This window comes from Gammaproteobacteria bacterium, from assembly GCA_035546635.1.
GTDB lineage: Bacteria > Pseudomonadota > Gammaproteobacteria > JAURND01 > JAURND01 > DASZWJ01.
Map to the genome: position 1 here is coordinate 53,114 of DASZWJ010000017.1, position 18,440 is coordinate 71,553.

The following is an 18,440-nucleotide window of genomic DNA, read 5'->3' on the forward strand; positions in this document are numbered from 1 at the left end:
GCGCTTATCCTTTGTGCCAGGTAATGCCAGGTTTTAACTTAAAGTTGATTTCACGATTAAGTGGGTCTTGCATCAAAGTAAAAGCGGGACCGGCAAGGGTGATTAATCCGTCTTTTAAGCTCATGGGGCCAAAACTGCGATCAACTAAGGGCAGCGGTTTTTTTAGGGTGTTTTTCATCGCAATACTTTGTCTTGTCTCATCCACCAAACTGTAACCACTGAATCGCAATAAATAATTCATAGCATCACCAATTGTCTGCACGGGTTGGGGAAAGCGCACTTGGATAATTTGTGATAGTAAATCTCGCTGGGCAGACGTCGGTTTATTATCAACAGATAGGTAACGTCCAACTGTGGTTGTCGTATGACTTGTTTGTGCCAATGCTGAAGAGCTAACCACAAGGACTATCATAGTTATTATTCCCAATTGATTTTGGTATCGCATACAGTGTCCATTTGAAATTTTGCAATTAAAAAAAATGAATGGACAAATTTTAGGAAGGATTTTGTATATTGGGAATACCCCAAATTAGGGGACAAGAACGGTGGCTATGAAAAAAAAGAGTTCATTATTTTGTTGTGATTATAAATTTGCAAATACCCTTTCTGCAAAGCGATAAATAAAGCTTGCATGCGATTCCTGACACGTAGTTTTTTGTGTATGCGTTTTAAATAGGATGAGAAAGTATTAGCAGTGATATTTAATAAAACAGCGCATTGTTCAGGGCTTTTGCCAGTAGCTAGGAGAATCAGGCATAGCATTTCTCTTAAGCTTAAGGGGTTATCTACCGCTATGCCTGGGGTGATGCCTAATTCTTCAGTTAGAACTTTGATCAAAATAGCTACTAGGCTATCAGGCAGTTGTTTGTGATGCATTACATCCACCTCTTTAAACACAGCAGCTATTTTCTGTTCAAAAGTAATCTGATCTTTTATCTCGCTTAAAAAAAATGACTTCATGATCTAGTCCTTTTTTTCAGGGCATGGCAAAGATTCTGGAGATGCGCTATTTTCTAAAGCAGGTGTATTGTTTTCTAACAATAATACATCTCTATGCACTAACGTATGCCTGTCTGTGCCCAGCTCAAACACTTTTTTAGCTTTTTCTTTATCTCCAACCACTACCGGCGGTGGCTCTTGGTAACCATGCAAACCATTTTGCCAAGCCGCACGTCCAAGTAATTTTTTTGGAAAATGCGCAGGAGGCTGCAGTACATAGGCAGCATACAGCTTTTGGAATGTATAGCCTTTCCATTTCATCTCGTCCAATGTTGTTTCACATAAAGAAATCCACCCACCCATATCATCAATGACGCGATGTAAAATCGGATCATCAAACACCAGTGAATCATAGCTGCTGACTTGCCGTACTATTTTCAAAACAAGCGCCCAGGCTTTGAGTGCTTGAATTTCAGTGCTGCCTTCGATGTGGCGCAATATTTCTGTTGCTTGCGGCATAAACTGTCCTTTGTCCGGGTTCTGGGTGGTACACGCATACAAGGCTTTTTTCACCTCGGCAAACTCAAACCGCTCCAAGGTTAACCAATAGCGTTCAATCATAAATTCATTCAATGACTGGCCATAAGACAAACTCAAAGCCGTCAGCAGTTCTACAAATTCCGGCATTTCTTCATTTCGCATCGGTTTTTCCTCCCGAGATTTTTTTGTTGAGCCAATTTTTTCCGGCATTGGCATTAGCCCGTATTAGCTTGTCTGATGCATTCGGTGGGCAGGGCGGATTGCGGAAGTTTTGGATAAACCGCTCAATTTGATCGCTGTCTCGCAGAATGACATGTAGCCCGTCGTAGCGTTGTCCGCGTTCGTTATCCCCAAGGTTGTGTGGGGTTTTGGCACAACCGCTGATGGCATCGCAGAGCTGGGCTACGGAGTACCCGCTTTGCAAAGCCTGTTTAATCAAGCGTTGGCGTTTGCTATCGAGAATCGCTTGCGGACGGTTGAGCGTGGTTTTCCAAAAATTAAAAACTTGAAAAATTTCGGCTGAACCGATTTTTCGTTGTCGCGCTGGCGCGACAGTGTTTCGGTTACTACCCAAGTTTCCCTTTTTCTCCATTTCCCTTTCCACACCCACTTCCTGTTCCACTTCCACTTCCCGTTCCACTTCCATTTCCACTTCCATTTCCATTTCCACTTCCATTTCCAGCGATGCATGCATCTGCATTTCAGGTGCAGGCATGTGCGCTGCACGTGCTTGCATATGCATTTCAGGTATTGGTGCGCGCAGATCGATTGACCTGTCATTATCCTGCTGATTTAAAGGGATATTTTCTGATTTTGACGTAGATACAGAAGATGCAGACGAGGATTTAGGCATTGCGGAGTTTGATATGGGCTTTGCAGACAGCTGTTCATGCAATGCAGAATGTTGCATATGCATATCTGTGCATTGTTCGTAAGCATTTACATGCTCACACTGGTGAGGATCGGGTAATCTTGATGGCGGCTCATGTTTGTTGATAGATTGATGCTGGTGCCATGAGGGAACATAACCATAAAATTTACCTTGGTCGGTATATTTTTTAATAAAACCCTCTGCCAAAAATGCATTCAAAATTTTGCTAAAATCAATATCGTCATCATAAGGTAGAATATCGAGTTTTAATGTGCGCGGTTCCCACCGAAAGCGGCCTTCGCGGTCACAGCATGAAAATAAAGCAATAAAAGCTAATCTCAAAGGCAGTTGATATTTTTTTTCTGCTTCGAAAAGCGGTACGTGTCGAAATAGTTCCGGTTTGACAGTACGGATTTTGCCCATAATTTTCTCCAATATCAGTAGTGTTGATTGTCAAAATTGAGCTCTTTAAGAGAGGAAAGAAATCGTTGTTGTGCTTCAATTGATAAATCAGTAGTTTGTTTGGCTTTAGAGATGGAACATAGATGTTTATCCATTGCGACAATCAAAGCTGGTAATCCTTTGGCTACAACAATTTTCGCTTGTCTGTATGAAAAAACACTATTAAATCCAGCTATTTTTGCTGCAATCGCACGAGTTTTTTGACCTGAGGTAACTTGTGCATAGATATTCACAAGTTGGTCACTTATTTTCTCTAGATTATTTTCTGGTCTTTGCAGATCAGTTCTTTTACCTTGGCGATTACCTATTTCTCTCTCTATGGCAAGCCCTAGCGCCACCCGTTCACTTATAGGCAATGACTCAACAATTGCTTCTATCTCTTCACATTGATTGACTACCTTCATTAAATTTAATTTATAAGCATGAATGAAACGTCTACCCAATAAAACATTAGCTAACAAACGGCATGTACAGGTAATAAGCCTGCATTCTTCCGTGATTAATACAGGTCTATTCAGATCATCGTTACTTAAATTTATAAGAAAATGTTCATCACTACCGTAAATAGGGCATTGAAAATCGTTATAAACAATCTCTTTAATTGGAACTTGTAAAGTCGGGTTTTTCGTGTGAAACACCATTGCTTCAGTGATATCAGAGATGGCTTTATGATTAACACTCAATTCTTTTAATGGAATAGAGCCCTTCAATAAAACGAATATCCGTAAAGCCATCCATTCTGGAAGCTGCCTTTCACCACTTAACCAATAACCAACGATTTGTCTGGAGACGCCAAGTATCCTCGCGAATTCTTCACGTGAACCATAATGCTTAATGGCTTTGTAAAGACCTTGAGGGTGGTTCATTAACCTGTGTCCATGAAGGAGGTTATTCCTTCCATGGATCACATCTTAGATGTGTAACTCGCCACAAATGTGGCGAGTTTTCAGGCTAAAGTAACTGGCGTAGCGAAGGAGAGTTATATAAAGCGAAGAGAATAAAAAAACTAGCAATGATACCTAAAGTATTTACATTTTTCATTACCGTAATAGTTATCTTTAATTTGAAGAAATGACAAAAAATTTTTTATTTTAATGCTTCAGTTATTAAATCTCTATACCGTAATTTTTTTTGATAAAAACTGGGATGGTTCAATTATCTTTTTTAAAGCCCTGCTTTTGAAAATAAGTTTGTGGAGAAATAAATGGTACTGATTCCCCGATTCATAAGGTTAAAAGACGCTTCATTTTATTTAGGGATGGATAGGAATCGTTTTGATGATGAAGTCAGACCTTACATGATAGAAATCCCTATCGGAATACAAGGCTTAGCCTTCGATAGGATTGACTTAGACGCCTGGGCAGATCATTATAAGGCTTGCTGTGGGCGTCCCGCCGAAAGGAGACCATTATGGGACGAAAACAAATACCAGGGTTGGTCAAACGAAACCAAGTCTGGCATATCGACAAAACAATTAACGGACAACGGGTTTGCGAAAGCACTGAAACAAGCGATTTGCAAGAAGCAGAACGCTACTTAGCCAGAAAGCTGGAGCTGATCCGTCAAGCAACTGTGTATGGAGTACGACCGAAGCGTATCTTTCGAGAAGCGGTACTTAAGTACTTGGAAGAAAGCGGTCACAAAGCCAGCTTAATTACAGAAATTGAAATGATTAAGCAATTAGACCCTTACATCGGGATGATGACGCTGGAGGCTGTACATATGGGTAGCTTACAGGCTTATATAGCAGATCGTAAAAAGCAGGGCGCAAAAAATCGAACCATTAACTATGGTTTGCAAATCACCAGGCAGATACTGAACCTAGCAGCTGGACAATGGCTTGATGAATATGGCCTTACTTGGTTGGCAACTGCTCCCAAGATTAAGCTGTTACCCGAATCAGATAAGCGCAAACCGCACCCTATAAGCTGGGAAGATCAGGAATTGCTGTTTCCAACATTACCTGACCATCTAGTGAAAATGGCGTTGTTTGCAGTTAATACCGGATGTAGATCCGACACTGAAATCTGCCGGTTGCGTTGGGAATGGGAAGTTCCTATTCCTGAATTAAATCGCTCTGTTTTTATCATACCAGACGAAAATGTGAAAAATCGTGAGGACAGATTAGTTGTTCTTAATGATATTGCTTGGTCTGTTATTAACGAAGTCAGAGGACAACATCCAGTCTATGTCTTTACTTTTCGTAATAGGCCTATGACGCGGATGTCGAATACTGCCTGGAAAAGAGCACGCAAACGAGCTGGAATAGATGTCAGAGTGCATGATTTGAAACACACTTTTGGTCGCCGTTTAAGAGCAGCGGGCGTAAGTTTTGAAGATCGTCAAGACTTGTTAGGCCACAAGAGTCAACGTATCACTACACATTATTCTGCTGCTGAATTAGCCAATTTAATTACAGCAGCAAATAAAGCGTGTATAAAACGTTATTCTTCAGTTTTAGCATCAGCCCGCCACATGGATTTAAACTCAAGCTATATAGCAAATAATGCGACAGACACTCGTAGACTAGCTGCTAAAAAAGCATCGCTATTGGAAATTTTAAACTCTAGGGAAGCAATGAATGTGAATGGGGGTCACGCAAAATTCACGCAAGCGGTTTTGCATTAGGAAAAATGACAAAATGATATCTCGCAATCTTTTGATTATATTAGATTTTTTGGTGGGCCGTGTAGGGATCGAACCTACGACCTATTGATTAAGAGTCAACTGCTCTACCAACTGAGCTAACGGCCCATAAGCTATAACATACTTGTAAAATCAGCAACTTACAAGAACTTGTTTCACTTGCTTTTTTCTAATAGAAACATGTTTGCGTGATTTTTTGCGTGGCCCCTGGATTATAGCAGATTCACCGCAGTTTAATACTTCCAAGAGTGATGCTCTCTTGGAGGCTGATCTGGATTATTATCAGCTCCCCCCTAACCTACGGCTGTATTGACTAAAGTTAATTTCAATTTCGCAAAAGCAATAAAAATCTTGGTACAATTCAGACAATACTCAGCTTCAAAGCAAACCCCGCCTCCAATGCCACAACACACCAGCGCAGCTAATAACAACCACCAGTAGATTGGCTGCAACCGACGATGCCAATATATGAATTTCTGGGTCGAAACCCTGGGCCAACAGCGTTGCCGATGGCGAGATGGCGAAAATCAAACCCACTGTAATAGGTTGGCACAGTCGCGTGCCTTCCTGCAGTAAATATAGGCTGAGAATAACACCGATACCGGTCAACGGCACAAGCCAATGCCACTCATTGGCGATAAAAGAGATCAGTTTAGTGGGGTCCTGCTGCAGCAGCAATGCAACTATGAGTAATACGTAAAACCGATTTCCCATAATAAACACAGCGCTACACCCGTGGTCATATAAACGCTTAGCGAACAGGCTGACTAGCGCCATCCCCAAAGCAGTAAAACAGCAAAGGACAATGCCCAGTGCTGCAAGATTTTGTGATTTTGCACTGTATCCACTAAGGGTGAGCCCCATAATACCAAAGCTAACCGCCATAATACTTCCACCCACCCACCAATCCACGCGATTGGGTCGCTTCCCACGCAATAACCAGTCACCCACAGACATCAAGATGGGAGCAAGACCACCCCATAATGCAGCGGCCAATGCAGGCTCAAGCAAGACGAGTCCCTTGTAAGTTCCAAGCCAGGCGATCATGGTAGCTACATTGAGCAAAATCAAATCGCGCTGCGCACCGGGAATTCGAGCCAACTGTCGTAAACCAGGTGTCGATTGCCGCTTGACATGCCAGAGTATTTGAAAGAACAGCGTAGTTATTCCAAATACCACAAAAACCATCATGAAAATATCGTAATGTCCGCCTTGATGGCCGACAATAATGTCCTTGAATCCACCAAAGATGGCATAAGCTATAAGAAAGATTAAGCCAAGAGTTCCTCTTGAGGCTTTTTTTTGGAGAGAACCAACCATGATTATGCTTATCCTAAGATATTATCAAATAATCCCTTTCGATTTGACGCAGGCGCTGGTAATCCCGCTCCAAGCAATCCAGATTATGATGAATCAGATAGGTGTTGCCCAGGCAGCTGAAAAGATCGCGAGTGATATTTACCTCTTGATTTTCAGTCACTACCCATTGACTCATGAAATAGGAGGGCAATTGCCGGATTAACTCCATAGCCTGCCCAGATATTCTGCCATGTCTATGCGCAATATGCTCCACACAAAACACAAATTTTGATAAAGGCATAAACTCACGCTGCTCTGCTGTTAAACGAAATTGTTGGAGATCAGCAACAAGTTCGGTGACCGCATCCAAGTGAGACCAACCTGTTGCATATCGCATAGCAGCAGGGGAAGTAGCACCGTGTGGCCGAGCGCCAGATTCAATCAACACAACACCAATATCATCGATGAACAGCTCACTGTGACAAGGGCCGTACTGCACATCTAAAGCCGAGAGGGCTTGTCGAAGGTAAGGTAGCAATTTATCTTTGACCACAGAGTCAAGCGGCGAGAGCAGTATTTCACGATCATAAATGCGACTGCCATGAATTTCTTGTTTATTCGATTGCCAGGCATCGATGAGAAAATGTTCGCCATTTAAGGAAACGGTATTGACGATATATTCAGTTCCATGAATATATTCTTGCAGCAGAATCTGCTCATTGGTTTTTCCAAACGCATTGACATGACCCAACAGCATTTGCGTAGCGTTCATGGTTTGGGTGAAATCATGACAAAGGTGAAAGCCTTCGGTGCCCGCACTATCAATGGGTTTGACAACCACCGGATAACGATGGTGCCGTTGTAGCCAATTAGCTGCTTGGGCAGTATTTTCTACCACACAATCCTCAATCGTGCGCACCCCCGTCTGACGTAAGGCCTGCGCCATAACTGCTTTGTTGCGCCGACGCAGGCTGGTTGTGGGCGGGTTCCCCATCACGTGAAACTGGTTGGCTAGAAAATCAGCGAGTTCTACGCCAGGTTCTGAACCAGCCAACACAGCCACAACCTGAGTATCTTCGGGTAAGGATTGCTGAATGAGTGAGAAATTATTCTGCCACTGGCTATGCCCAATATAATTTTCTGCTACAAATTGACCATCCCAGCTACTAGGTTTTTTTTCTAGGGATTCTATATGCCAACACACAAGGCCATATTTTAAAAATGCCTTGGCGAAAAAACGGCCGGTTGAGTAGCCATCGACGATAATAACGGTTTTTTTCATAATAAATCAGAAATATTGTTAAAAAGATCACAGTCATATGTTTATTTTAGCTTATAATAGAGAAATCACCATTGATGGGGCTGGTTCACCCACAAGCATGCATCCTCCCCTCCCCCATTGTGAAAAGAGTTGCCGAAAGCGGTGTATTTGAACGCGATAACTCTATTTTTTTAAAGCTATCAATTGCTGCTTAATATTTTCTTGCACCTCTGAATTAATATGAAAAGTAGCTATAGGAACAGAAGCATGGTCAAAAAAACCGGGAGAGCATGCTGAATTTGGTATTCTTAAATTCGGCACAGATGCAGATTTTCTAAGTTTTCCGGTGGGCGGTTGTCTTTTTGTATCATCCTGCCAAATTTTTCCCATTGTGCATTCCTGCCACAATAACATTAAGCTTGTTTTCAGCTGAGAGGCTGATGGGCGTTGTTGAGGTTCGAGATGCCAACAGGATTTAATAATATTTTCTAGTCTTAACGGGCATGGACAATTTTTAGGAATTGGGTTAGTTTTCTTATCTATCACAATTGTTTTTGCTACTTGCTCCCTTGATAATTCTTTATAGGGTAAAGAGCGTGTAACCAATTCCCATAGTACTACACCAAAGCTATAAATGTCAGAAGCTTTACAATATCCATTTTTTGTCCAAACCTCGGGGCCTTGCCATTCTGGAGTTGATACTTTTACTTCCTTTGATTTTTCACCTACAAAACAAGAATTGCCAAAATCAGTTAACATTGCTCGCCAATCACTACTCAGCAATATATTTAAACTTTTTATATCACCGTGAACAATGTCATTTTTATACAAATCTTCAATGGCTTGAGCAATATCAATCGCAATACTTAAGCGAAGACTCCAAGGTAATATGTCATCACTCTTTAATAGTTCATAAAGCGAGCCATTAACCATTAATCCCATTACCAAAGCATCATCGTCAGCTTTTTTCAATGAAATCACACGAGATGACACTCCCTGAGCAGCCTTCCACATTTTAGCTTCCTGCACCGGAGGTTCGGCCGTTAAACCCATCACCTTAATTGCTAATAACTCATCATTTTTACTTCTAAGAATAATAGTTGATCGCCCGCCTTTACCTATGAATTTTTCTCTATTTTTTATTGCAAATTCCATTACGATTGAAGGAGATTCATCAGATGTAATTTCTTGACTTTTGCCAAGTATTTTCTTCTTCTCTTCCACAAAACACCTCGATAAATTATTTTTGCTTTAAACAATGAATGACTTTTTAGATAAGACTTTAACCTTTAGAATGCTGCGATAATTTAATCAAAAGCGACTACACCATGGTCCGGCTTCAAAATGAGAATAAAAAAACCAAATCAACCTTTATGAACCATAGTGAACAAAACTAACTTTCATAAGAGTTGCATAGAAGTAAATTAAAGTTTTCTAAAAGTGATTTTGATTAAAGCTAACGAACGGCACTGCCAGGCAAGTCGCAAGACAGCAGCTAAAAGAGTAAGAGTAAACATAGATTAGGTATTCATCCATGATAACCCCTCGCCACAAATTACTCCAAAAACTCTCTTATCTTTTTATTCCCCGGTGTAACCATATCCAAGCTCATCTAACAAATTCTACACAAATTAACAAAAAACTTTGTTATACTTCCGCCAATTTACTTCTATTCCCAAAGGAGGCTTCTTAATGAAACGTTGGATGAAACAATGGACAACTTACCTGCTCCTAGGTGTCATGCTACTCCCAGCTGCGTGGGCTGAAATGGGCGATGCTGTTTTACAACCTGTACCACCCGCTATAGCCACACAATTATATAACCCACAAGGCAACACCATCGCCGGTAACCCCAAAGGCACCGTTACATTAGTAGAATTCTTTGACTATAACTGCCCATTTTGCCGCAGTTTAAATCCCACTATCCAAAAACTGATTAAGAAAAACCCTAATCTCAGAGTAGTTTACAAAGAATATCTGTTATTTGGTGATGCCTCCATTCCAGCAACCTCTGCCGCATTAGCAGCCGCTCAACAAAATAAATACCTACAAATGCACCAAGCATTACTGACTTCCAAACATCCTCTCACCACTGCCGAAGTGCTAAACATCGCACAATCCATCGGACTTGATGTCCAGGCGTTTCAAAAAGTCATGAACAGTAAAGCCGTACAACAACAGGTAGTCTCCAACACTGCCCTGGCAGCAAAACTCAACATGGGCGCTGCCCCCGCATTTATTATTACTCGTACACAAACTGCCGGACAGCCATCCAATGCTAATCCACAATACTTGTTTTTAGGCAGTAATAACGCAGAAAAAAATCTGCAAGCGCTGATAAATAAAGCTGCCAAAGGCTAATGGATTATGAAAAAACTTTTGTTCGCAGGCTTGCTGCTGTTGCTGAGCTGCTCCATTTGGGGCAGCGCCCCTCAACAGCCGCTTCCTGTGGACAAAGCTTTTCCATTTTCAGCAGAATTATTTGGCAACGACACAGTGCTTTTGCATTGGAATACCGTTCCTGACCATTACCTTTATCGTGATCGTTTTAAATTTAAAATTCTCTCACCCACTACCGCCAGCATTGGCAGCATTATTTACCCTTCCGGGAAACCTAAACAAGATGAAATCTTCGGCAAATATGAAGTTTATCCAGGCGAATTAACCCTACCCATTCCCATTATCAAAGCCAATCCGGAAAAAACGGTTCTTGAAGTAACTTTTCAAGGCTGCGCTGAAGACGGCTATTGCTATCCACCCACCACCCATCAAATGAATATCAACTTTACCACTCGAACCGTCACAACTGACCTTATCAGCACAACAACTGTCAACAACAATACTGCCAGCAACCAAGAACAAAAATTTTCTCAAATACTCAGCAACAGCCATTTAATCACTATCTTTTTCGCATTTATTGGCTTTGGAATCTTACTTTCATTCACACCCTGCGTATTACCCATGCTGCCGATTCTATCTGGAATTATCGTCGGCCACCGCGAAAATATCACTACCGGAAAAGCTTTGCGCCTCTCTTTTGTCTATGTGCTAAGCATGGCCATCACTTATGCTGTGGCGGGCGTACTCGTCGGTATGCTAGGCGGCAGTGTCCAAGCTTGGTTTCAAAAAACTTGGGTACTTGTGCTTTTCAGTGCGCTGTTTGTAGCACTTGCCTTGTCTTTTTTTGGGTTTTATCAACTCAGAATGCCTAGAAAACTAGAAGAACTCATTACCCAATTCAGCGGTCACCAAAAAAAAGGCCATTATATTGGTGTCGCCATCATGGGATGTCTTGCCACCCTGATTGTATCTCCTTGTGTCACACCAGCTCTGGTTGGCGTGCTAGGCTACATTGGCCAAACCGGTGATGCTACCTTAGGGGGCATTGCCTTGTTTGCATTGGGATTAGGCATGGGACTACCCATCATGATCGTGGGAACTGCCGGGGGTAAACTATTGCCCAAAGCTGGCGCCTGGATGAAAACACTAGAAGCTGTCTTCGGGGTAGTGTTTCTAGGCATGGCCATCTTCATGCTGGATCGAGTCATTCCCTCTACTGTGAGTTTGTTACTTTGGGCGGCACTGCTAATCGTCAGCGCAATTTACATGGGCGCTTTATCTCCCACCGTCAATCACGGCTGGGGTAAATTATGGAAAGGCTTAGGACTCGTATTTTTAGTGTATGGGATATTAATGATGGTGGGCGTTGCCGAAGGCAATGATGATCCTTTCAAACCATTGACACTGACTGCAAAAGCCGCCATATCCGGGACTAATGAAGCTTTATTCACTCGCATTAAAAGCTTAGATGACTTAAACCATGCCGTCCTTGAGGCAAAATCACAGCATAAACCCGTATTTCTCGATTTTTACGCTGATTGGTGCTTAAGCTGCCAAGAAATGAAGCGCTACACTTTTAAAGACCCTGCCGTACTTGCTGCTCTGAAGCCATTTGTAGTGCTACAAGCGGACGTCACCGCCAACGATGCCGTAGATAAAACCCTGATGCAGCATTTCCAGGTGATTGCTCCACCGACTTTACTGTTTTTTAATCCTCAGGGTGAGCAAATGAAGAACGCAACTCTGGTAGGCAAAATAGATTCGAAAATCCTGATACAACACTTGCAGCAAGTGGCAGGTGGTGCTTAATCTAACTGACAGCTTACAAAATCATTAATTCTGCATACATCCTCTGCGATATAGACAGCAACTATCCACTAAGGCATAATAGCCAACATTTTTAAAACCAAAAGCGAACCTATCCATGGATATACGTAAAGTTAAAAAACTTATTGAGTTACTGCAAGAAACCGGCATAGGTGAAATCGAAATTCACGAAGGCGAAGAATCTGTTCGCATCAGCCGTTATGGCGCAACTCCCCCAACTGCAGCGGTGAACTATCTAGCGCCCGCAGCCCCTGCCCCATCGGTAGCCCCTGCCTCACTGCAAACTCCTACAGCAGAAACGAAAGAAGTCCCTGCTTCCAAAGCCATAGAAGGCCACACAGTTAAATCGCCTATGGTCGGCACTGTCTACCTGTCTTCTGCCCCGGGTGAAAAACCTTTTGTCGAAGTAGGACAATACGTCAATATCGGCGATACCATCTGCGTGATTGAGGCCATGAAAATGTTCAATCAAATTGAAGCCGATAAAGCCGGCATAGTCAGCGCCCGCCTGATTGAAAACGGCACGCCGGTTGAATATGACCAACCTCTGTTCATCATTGAGTAACTCAGTATGTTAAAAAAAGTCCTCATCGCTAACCGCGGTGAAATCGCTTTGCGCATTTTACGCGCTTGCAAAGAACTCGGCATAAAAACTGTAGCGATTTATTCCACGGCTGACGAAAATCTCATGCATGTCCGACTCGCTGATGAAGCCGTCTGCATCGGTCCCGCTAACTCCGCCGACAGTTATCTCAATATTCCCGCAGTTATCAGTGCTGCTGAAATCACCTACGCCGATGCCATCCATCCAGGTTATGGTTTCCTAGCAGAAAACGCTGATTTTGCTGAACGCGCAGAAACCAGCGGCTTTGTTTTTATCGGTCCAACCTCCGACACCATTCAACTGATGGGCAATAAAGTTTCAGCTATCAACGCCATGCAAAAAGCTGGTATACCTTGCGTTCCCGGATCAGATGGCGCCTTAGGCAATGATAGCGAAGAAAATCTCCGCATCGCTGATAAAATCGGCTATCCCGTCATCATTAAAGCTGCTGGCGGTGGCGGTGGACGTGGTATGCGCGTGGTGCATAATCAAGAATTATTGCTTAATTCTATTGCCATGACCCGCACCGAAGCCGAAGCCGCCTTTGGCGACTCACGCGTTTATATGGAAAAGTTTTTAGAAAATCCCCGTCATATCGAAATTCAAGTACTAGGCGACGGTCGCGGACATGCCATTTACCTAGGGGAGCGCGATTGCTCTATGCAACGCCGACATCAAAAAGTATTGGAAGAAGCACCCGCCCCCGGCATCACCGCCAAAGAACGGGAATTTATTGGCGGATGCTGCGTAAAAGCCTGTGAAAGCATTAAATATCGCGGCGCCGGTACATTTGAATTTCTCTATGAACACGGCGAGTTCTACTTTATTGAGATGAATACACGTATCCAAGTAGAACACCCGGTGACGGAAATGGTGACCGGTATCGACATCGTCAAAGAACAACTGCGTATCGCTAGCGGCCAACATTTAAGTTATAAACAGCATGATGTAAAAATCCATGGCCATGCCATTGAATGTCGCATTAATGCGGAAGATCCTAAATCTTTTATTCCCTCGCCAGGAACAATCTCACTCTTTCACGCGCCTGGCGGTTCAGGCATTCGTGTTGAGTCGCATATTTATACCGGCTATCGCGTGCCGCCTTATTATGATTCCATGATCGGCAAAATTATCAGCCACGGCGAAACGCGCGAAATTGCTATTGCGCGTATGCAGAATGCATTGGAAGAAATTATTATTGAAGGGATTAAAACCAATATTCCTCTGCAGCAGGATATTTTACATGATCCAAATTTTGCAGCTGGGGGAACAAATATTCATTACTTGGAAAAGAAGCTGGGGCTGAAGAGCGTTTGAAGCTCAGACTCCTCACCCCCTTTTCAAAGGGGGTGAGAACTTGCCCCATCCCGCTTATACCCGCAAAGGAAGCAAGAGATTGTTGGAAACTTTATGCCTTGGCAAAAACTCACCTTATACCTACCATCCCACTTAATTGAGCCCGTCGACGACCTACTCAATGAAACCGGCGCCTTATCAGTTACTCTCGAATCCGCCCAAGAAGAAGAGCTCTTTGAACCACCATTAGGCACCACACCACTATGGCAACAAACTTGCATCAAGAGCTTGTTTACACCCGATGTCGACATATCCCAAGTGCTAATTCAAGTCAGCCAAGCTATCGCACCCTATCAACTCGCCCATCACTCCCTAGAAACCTTACCCGATCAAGATTGGCAAAAAGTCTGCACCGATTCCTTTCAAGCCATATGCTTTGCCGATAAATTGTGGGTCTATCCCAGTTGGAGCGAACCACCTGCTACCGATAAACCCAGCATGATACTCGACCCCGGACTCGCCTTTGGCACTGGCAGCCATCCCACTACTGCTTTATGTTTAAAATGGCTAGCGCAGCACATTCAACCCGGCCAGCAGGTGATTGATTACGGCTGCGGTTCAGGCATTCTAGCCATTGCTGCGCTTAAACTCGGTGCGTCACAAGTATGGGCTGTGGACAATGATCCCCAAGCAATAGAAGCCACACTGGAAAATGCCCATCGCAACGGCATCAACCTCACACAATTACATACACTGCTAGCCACAACCACTCCGCCAACTATCGCTAAAGGTTGCGCAGATGTGCTCATCGCCAATATCCTCGCCAATCCTCTCATCAGTTTGGCAGCTTTCTTAGAAAATAAAGTAAAATCTGGCGGCCATATTGTGCTATCAGGCATTTTATCCAATCAAGCAGAAGCGGTTAAACAAGCTTATGCGCCCTGGTTTAAATTTTCACCGCCAGAAATTGAGGAAGATTGGGTTAGATTATGTGCTGTGAAGATCTGGTTGACGGATTAATATTATCCTCAAGAAAGGCGTTGTTGAAGTTTCACCCCCTGTGAAAAAGGGGGTGAAAGTGCTTCTTTCGCTATCTCAAATTTCAAACGATAAGCTTGAAGAGGGAGATACAGGTGGAGAGGGAGATAAAGAAGATTTTGGCGAACTACTCAAGCTCGCTGGCTTATGAAAATTTGATGAGCCACTCCACACCGAAGGTTGAGAATTTTCTGGCGTAATCCCACCAGAACCTACCTGAATAAAACCATTTTGAAAATAAACTTTTCCCCTCAACCATGGCGCCATTTTTACTAAAGTCCTGGACATAGCAGGTGGATAAGAACCAACTTCTGGATTTTCGTGATACTTCGCTAAATCATCCTTATCTTTAGCATAAAATGCTAATGCTTCATCTAGACTGATAGCATGTATTGGGCGATTGACAAACTCCATTAGATAAAAATATTTTTCCCCTGAGCGCAATAACTCTGTTTCTTTCTCAATCAACCACTTATAATGATTGGCAAATGGGAAAAATGTCATATCAGCTGCTTCTGGCATTTTCCCAGCCATTAAACAATTCTTTATTTTTTTCAATTGACCTTTAGCCTGCTCCAGTTGCAGGGTTAGTATGTCAAGTGCTCCACGTCTTTCTTCTGCTTGTTTTTGCAAGTCCTCCAATATTGCTTGTCCATATTCAATTGGAATAGCGGCAATATAGTCAAGGGTTTTAGAAGCAATTTCATCTGCTGAAGCTGTTTCTTTTTGTTTTTTGTTTTTTGCCTCAGACAATCTTATTAGAACCTCATTAAATTTTTCCTCTAATATTTCATGTACTGAGAAATAATTTTTAAATTTTGGATTTTTCTTAACATCAGAAAACAATTTCTTCGCAAATTTTTCTGCTGATCTTTGCAAATTGCTGACAAAATTAATTCTCATAGCTTCAGTGACTTCACCTTTAATAAAATTATCAACCATAATTTTTTGCTTATCTAATTCCGTTTCTTCTTTTGGAGTTTCCTGGCAATCATTGACAGTATCGCACTGCTTTAACAAGGTTTTGTAAAATTCTGCAACGAGGTCAACTATTGAAACATCTACCAATTTCATTTGAGTCATTTTTTCTTGCAAGCATTGCAGAAATTTATTTTGTTCTGCTAAGGATTGGTACTCGTTGTTTATGGGAGGCAAAAAATCAAGTAAAAATTCTTTCTCAGGCATAGTCAATTCACTTCCTGTTAAGAATGCACGAATATCAGGGTGCAGGGTTTTCCCCGGAAATTTCTCTGATAATTTTCTTAAAAATTTCTCATCTTCTTGCACAGATAGTGTTGATTTTCGTTCAGGATGCATTGGATATTCTGAAGTTTCTTCTACTAAAGATTCTTCATCTTGTTGCTGTTGTTGCTGTTGTTGCTGTAGTTTCTGTCGACTCTCTGGGGTCACAAATTTTTGTAATTTTTCTGCCAAGCTTTCTTGAAAAACCGAAGCTGCATTGCTAACATGTCCCTGGCTTTTGATGGGAAAATTTTTACTATCTCTGACTCTACAAACATCTTCATAGCACTGTTGCACTCCTGATTGTAAACGCTTAACCTCTTTTCTCACATTCATATCAAAATGTAACTTCAAATACTTATCATCTTTTTTTTCTTCAGCCATTTTTTACTCCGCAGTTACTAATATTTTTTTAACTACTCGCACGTCGTCCCGGCATCCTGCCGGGACGACGGTCTAAATAGGGTGCGAGTAGTTACTATTTTTTTAACGGAAAACTTTTTATTTTTTTGAAGGCCTTTTCGTTTAGTATTTAGATTACCCAATTTTCTTAAAAAACAAAATACATCCATCATATACTTTAGCTGTCATCCTTCGCTTACGCTCAGGATGACAGCTAAAACAAGATGATGCAAACTAACAACCATCACAAACCAAAGGACAATTCTCATGGATATCCAAACTATCAATCCCGCTACCGGCCAGCTACTCCAATCCTACCCAACCCTGTCCCAAAGCGAAGTCACAACTAGCATACAGCAGGGTCATGAAGCCTTTTTGCAATGGCGAGAACTACCCATCACCCAACGTAGCGAACTCATGCTGCGTGCAGCTGACCTATTGGTAACCGACAATGAACACTATGCCACCCTAATCAGCACTGAAATGGGCAAGCCCATTACTTACGCACGCAGTGAAGTTAGCAAATGCGCCAAAGTTTGCCATTATTTTGCCACTTCCGCCGCAGAATTTATTAAACCCCGCCACATCACCACTGAATTAGATAGTAGCTACATCACCTATCAACCCCTAGGCGTTATATTCGCCATCATGCCGTGGAACTTCCCATTCTGGCAAGTATTCCGCTTCGCTGCGCCCAACTTAATGGCAGGTAATGCCGCACTTTTAAAACATGCACCCATTGTCACTGGCTGCGGTTTAGCCATTGAAACTTTATTTCGTCAAGCCGGCTTTCCCAAATATCTCTTCCAAACGCTTATCATCAATGAAGATCAAGCCAGCCAAGTGATCGCCGATCCTCTCGTCGCAGGCGTTACCCTAACTGGCAGCGAACGTGCCGGCAAGTCAGTCGCCAGTCAAGCCGGCACCCATATCAAAAAAGCGGTACTCGAGCTAGGCGGCAGTGATCCTTATATTATTTTAGAAGATGCTGACCTGAACAATGCCGCACTGCAATGTGTCAAATCACGACTTGCCAATAGCGGCCAAGTCTGCATAGCCGCCAAAAGATTCATTGCCGTTAAATCCATCAAAACGCAATTCCAAAACCGCGTGATGATAGAGTTAAACCGTTATCAAATGGGTAACCCGCTGGATGAACAGGTCGACTTAGGCCCACTGGCGCGCGAAGATCTGCGTCTGACTGTCCATCAACAAGTACAACAATCAGTTGCACAAGGTGCAGTGTTATTGCAAGGTGGAGAACTACCTGAAGATACGCCTGGCTTTTATTACCCCGTGACCGTATTAGATCAAGTAAAAAAAGGCATGCCCGCCTATGATGAAGAAATATTTGGACCGGTGATTACTTTGATAGAGGCCGAAGATGAGGGTGATGCCATCCGCATCGCCAATGATAACCGCTATGGTCTGGCTGCAGCAGTATTTACAAAGGATATTGCCCGCGGTGAAAAAATTGCGAGAGAACAATTAACCGCCGGCACCTGCTATGTGAACCAAATGGTTAATTCTGATCCACGCCTGCCATTTGGTGGCGTCAAAGCTTCAGGTTTTGGGCGGGAACTAGCAGAAATTGGTATGCATGAGTTTATGAATATAAAGACGGTTGGCGTTAGCGATGAAGGGGTCAAAAGCTAAAACCCCTTCACTTCAAT

General features: G+C 42.7%; 16 protein-coding genes and 1 tRNA gene. 7 read left to right on the forward strand and 10 right to left on the reverse strand.

Annotation, left to right across the window (positions count from 1 at the left end):
• Positions 1–4 precede the first annotated feature (4 nt).
• The 5 genes from VHE99_03060 to VHE99_03080 all read right to left on the reverse strand — a co-directional run bounded on the left by VHE99_03060 (position 5) and on the right by VHE99_03080 (position 3,678).
• Positions 5–412, reverse strand: a complete 408-nt coding sequence (locus tag VHE99_03060) for a hypothetical protein (GenBank protein HVV68006.1) — start codon at positions 410–412, stop codon at positions 5–7.
• A 137-nt stretch (positions 413–549) separates the two neighbouring features.
• Positions 550–960 carry a helix-turn-helix transcriptional regulator gene (locus VHE99_03065; GenBank protein ID HVV68007.1) on the reverse strand — a complete coding sequence of 137 codons (411 nt, stop codon included), beginning with the start codon at positions 958–960 and terminating at the stop codon, positions 550–552.
• Positions 961–963: 3 nt separating this feature from the next.
• Positions 964–1,641, reverse strand: coding sequence for a DUF6475 domain-containing protein (locus VHE99_03070; GenBank protein ID HVV68008.1), 678 nt, complete (start codon positions 1,639–1,641; stop codon positions 964–966).
• A complete protein-coding gene (locus VHE99_03075) occupies positions 1,631–2,773 on the reverse strand; it encodes a hypothetical protein (protein HVV68009.1) in 1,143 nt (380 codons plus the stop codon). The genes VHE99_03070 and VHE99_03075 overlap by 11 nt, the downstream gene beginning before the upstream one ends.
• Before the next feature lie 14 nt (positions 2,774–2,787).
• Positions 2,788–3,678 (reverse strand): hypothetical protein, encoded by an 891-nt coding sequence (locus tag VHE99_03080; GenBank protein HVV68010.1) that lies wholly within the window; start codon positions 3,676–3,678, stop codon positions 2,788–2,790.
• A 544-nt stretch (positions 3,679–4,222) separates the two neighbouring features.
• Here VHE99_03080 and VHE99_03085 point away from each other — a divergent pair.
• Positions 4,223–5,440, forward strand: coding sequence for a tyrosine-type recombinase/integrase (locus VHE99_03085; GenBank protein HVV68011.1), 1,218 nt, complete (start codon positions 4,223–4,225; stop codon positions 5,438–5,440).
• Between the two features lie 50 nt (positions 5,441–5,490).
• Here VHE99_03085 and VHE99_03090 read toward each other — a convergent pair.
• The 4 genes from VHE99_03090 to VHE99_03105 form a co-directional block, all read right to left on the reverse strand.
• A tRNA-Lys gene (locus tag VHE99_03090) sits at positions 5,491–5,566 on the reverse strand.
• A gap of 270 nt (positions 5,567–5,836) precedes the next feature.
• On the reverse strand, positions 5,837–6,778 hold the full coding sequence (locus VHE99_03095) for an EamA family transporter (GenBank protein ID HVV68012.1): 942 nt from the start codon (positions 6,776–6,778) through the stop codon (positions 5,837–5,839).
• A gap of 13 nt (positions 6,779–6,791) precedes the next feature.
• Complete coding sequence (locus tag VHE99_03100; GenBank protein ID HVV68013.1) at positions 6,792–8,039, reverse strand: ATP-grasp domain-containing protein; 1,248 nt, start codon at positions 8,037–8,039, stop codon at positions 6,792–6,794.
• A 162-nt stretch (positions 8,040–8,201) separates the two neighbouring features.
• The gene (locus VHE99_03105; GenBank protein HVV68014.1) at positions 8,202–9,242 is read right to left on the reverse strand and encodes a protein kinase; all 1,041 of its coding nucleotides are present in this window, start codon (positions 9,240–9,242) and stop codon (positions 8,202–8,204) included.
• A 468-nt stretch (positions 9,243–9,710) separates the two neighbouring features.
• On the opposite strand from VHE99_03105, the gene VHE99_03110 reads away from it, so the two are divergent.
• From VHE99_03110 to prmA, 5 genes are all read left to right on the forward strand, one after another.
• Positions 9,711–10,379 (forward strand): DsbA family protein, encoded by a 669-nt coding sequence (locus tag VHE99_03110; protein ID HVV68015.1) that lies wholly within the window; start codon positions 9,711–9,713, stop codon positions 10,377–10,379.
• 6 nt (positions 10,380–10,385) lie between these two features.
• The gene (gene dsbD, locus VHE99_03115) at positions 10,386–12,167 is read left to right on the forward strand and encodes a protein-disulfide reductase DsbD (protein ID HVV68016.1); all 1,782 of its coding nucleotides are present in this window, start codon (positions 10,386–10,388) and stop codon (positions 12,165–12,167) included.
• A gap of 115 nt (positions 12,168–12,282) precedes the next feature.
• Positions 12,283–12,750 (forward strand): acetyl-CoA carboxylase biotin carboxyl carrier protein, encoded by a 468-nt coding sequence (gene accB, locus VHE99_03120; protein HVV68017.1) that lies wholly within the window; start codon positions 12,283–12,285, stop codon positions 12,748–12,750.
• A 6-nt stretch (positions 12,751–12,756) separates the two neighbouring features.
• Entirely contained in the window at positions 12,757–14,106 is a 1,350-nt protein-coding gene (accC, locus tag VHE99_03125) for an acetyl-CoA carboxylase biotin carboxylase subunit (protein ID HVV68018.1), read from the forward strand.
• A 93-nt stretch (positions 14,107–14,199) separates the two neighbouring features.
• Positions 14,200–15,105 (forward strand): 50S ribosomal protein L11 methyltransferase, encoded by a 906-nt coding sequence (gene prmA / locus VHE99_03130; GenBank protein ID HVV68019.1) that lies wholly within the window; start codon positions 14,200–14,202, stop codon positions 15,103–15,105.
• A 75-nt stretch (positions 15,106–15,180) separates the two neighbouring features.
• Here prmA and VHE99_03135 read toward each other — a convergent pair whose 3' ends face one another.
• Complete coding sequence (locus VHE99_03135) at positions 15,181–16,749, reverse strand: hypothetical protein (GenBank protein ID HVV68020.1); 1,569 nt, start codon at positions 16,747–16,749, stop codon at positions 15,181–15,183.
• 285 nt (positions 16,750–17,034) lie between these two features.
• Here VHE99_03135 and VHE99_03140 point away from each other — a divergent pair, with 285 nt between their 5' ends.
• Positions 17,035–18,423 (forward strand): NAD-dependent succinate-semialdehyde dehydrogenase, encoded by a 1,389-nt coding sequence (locus tag VHE99_03140; GenBank protein ID HVV68021.1) that lies wholly within the window; start codon positions 17,035–17,037, stop codon positions 18,421–18,423.
• Positions 18,424–18,440 lie beyond the last annotated feature (17 nt).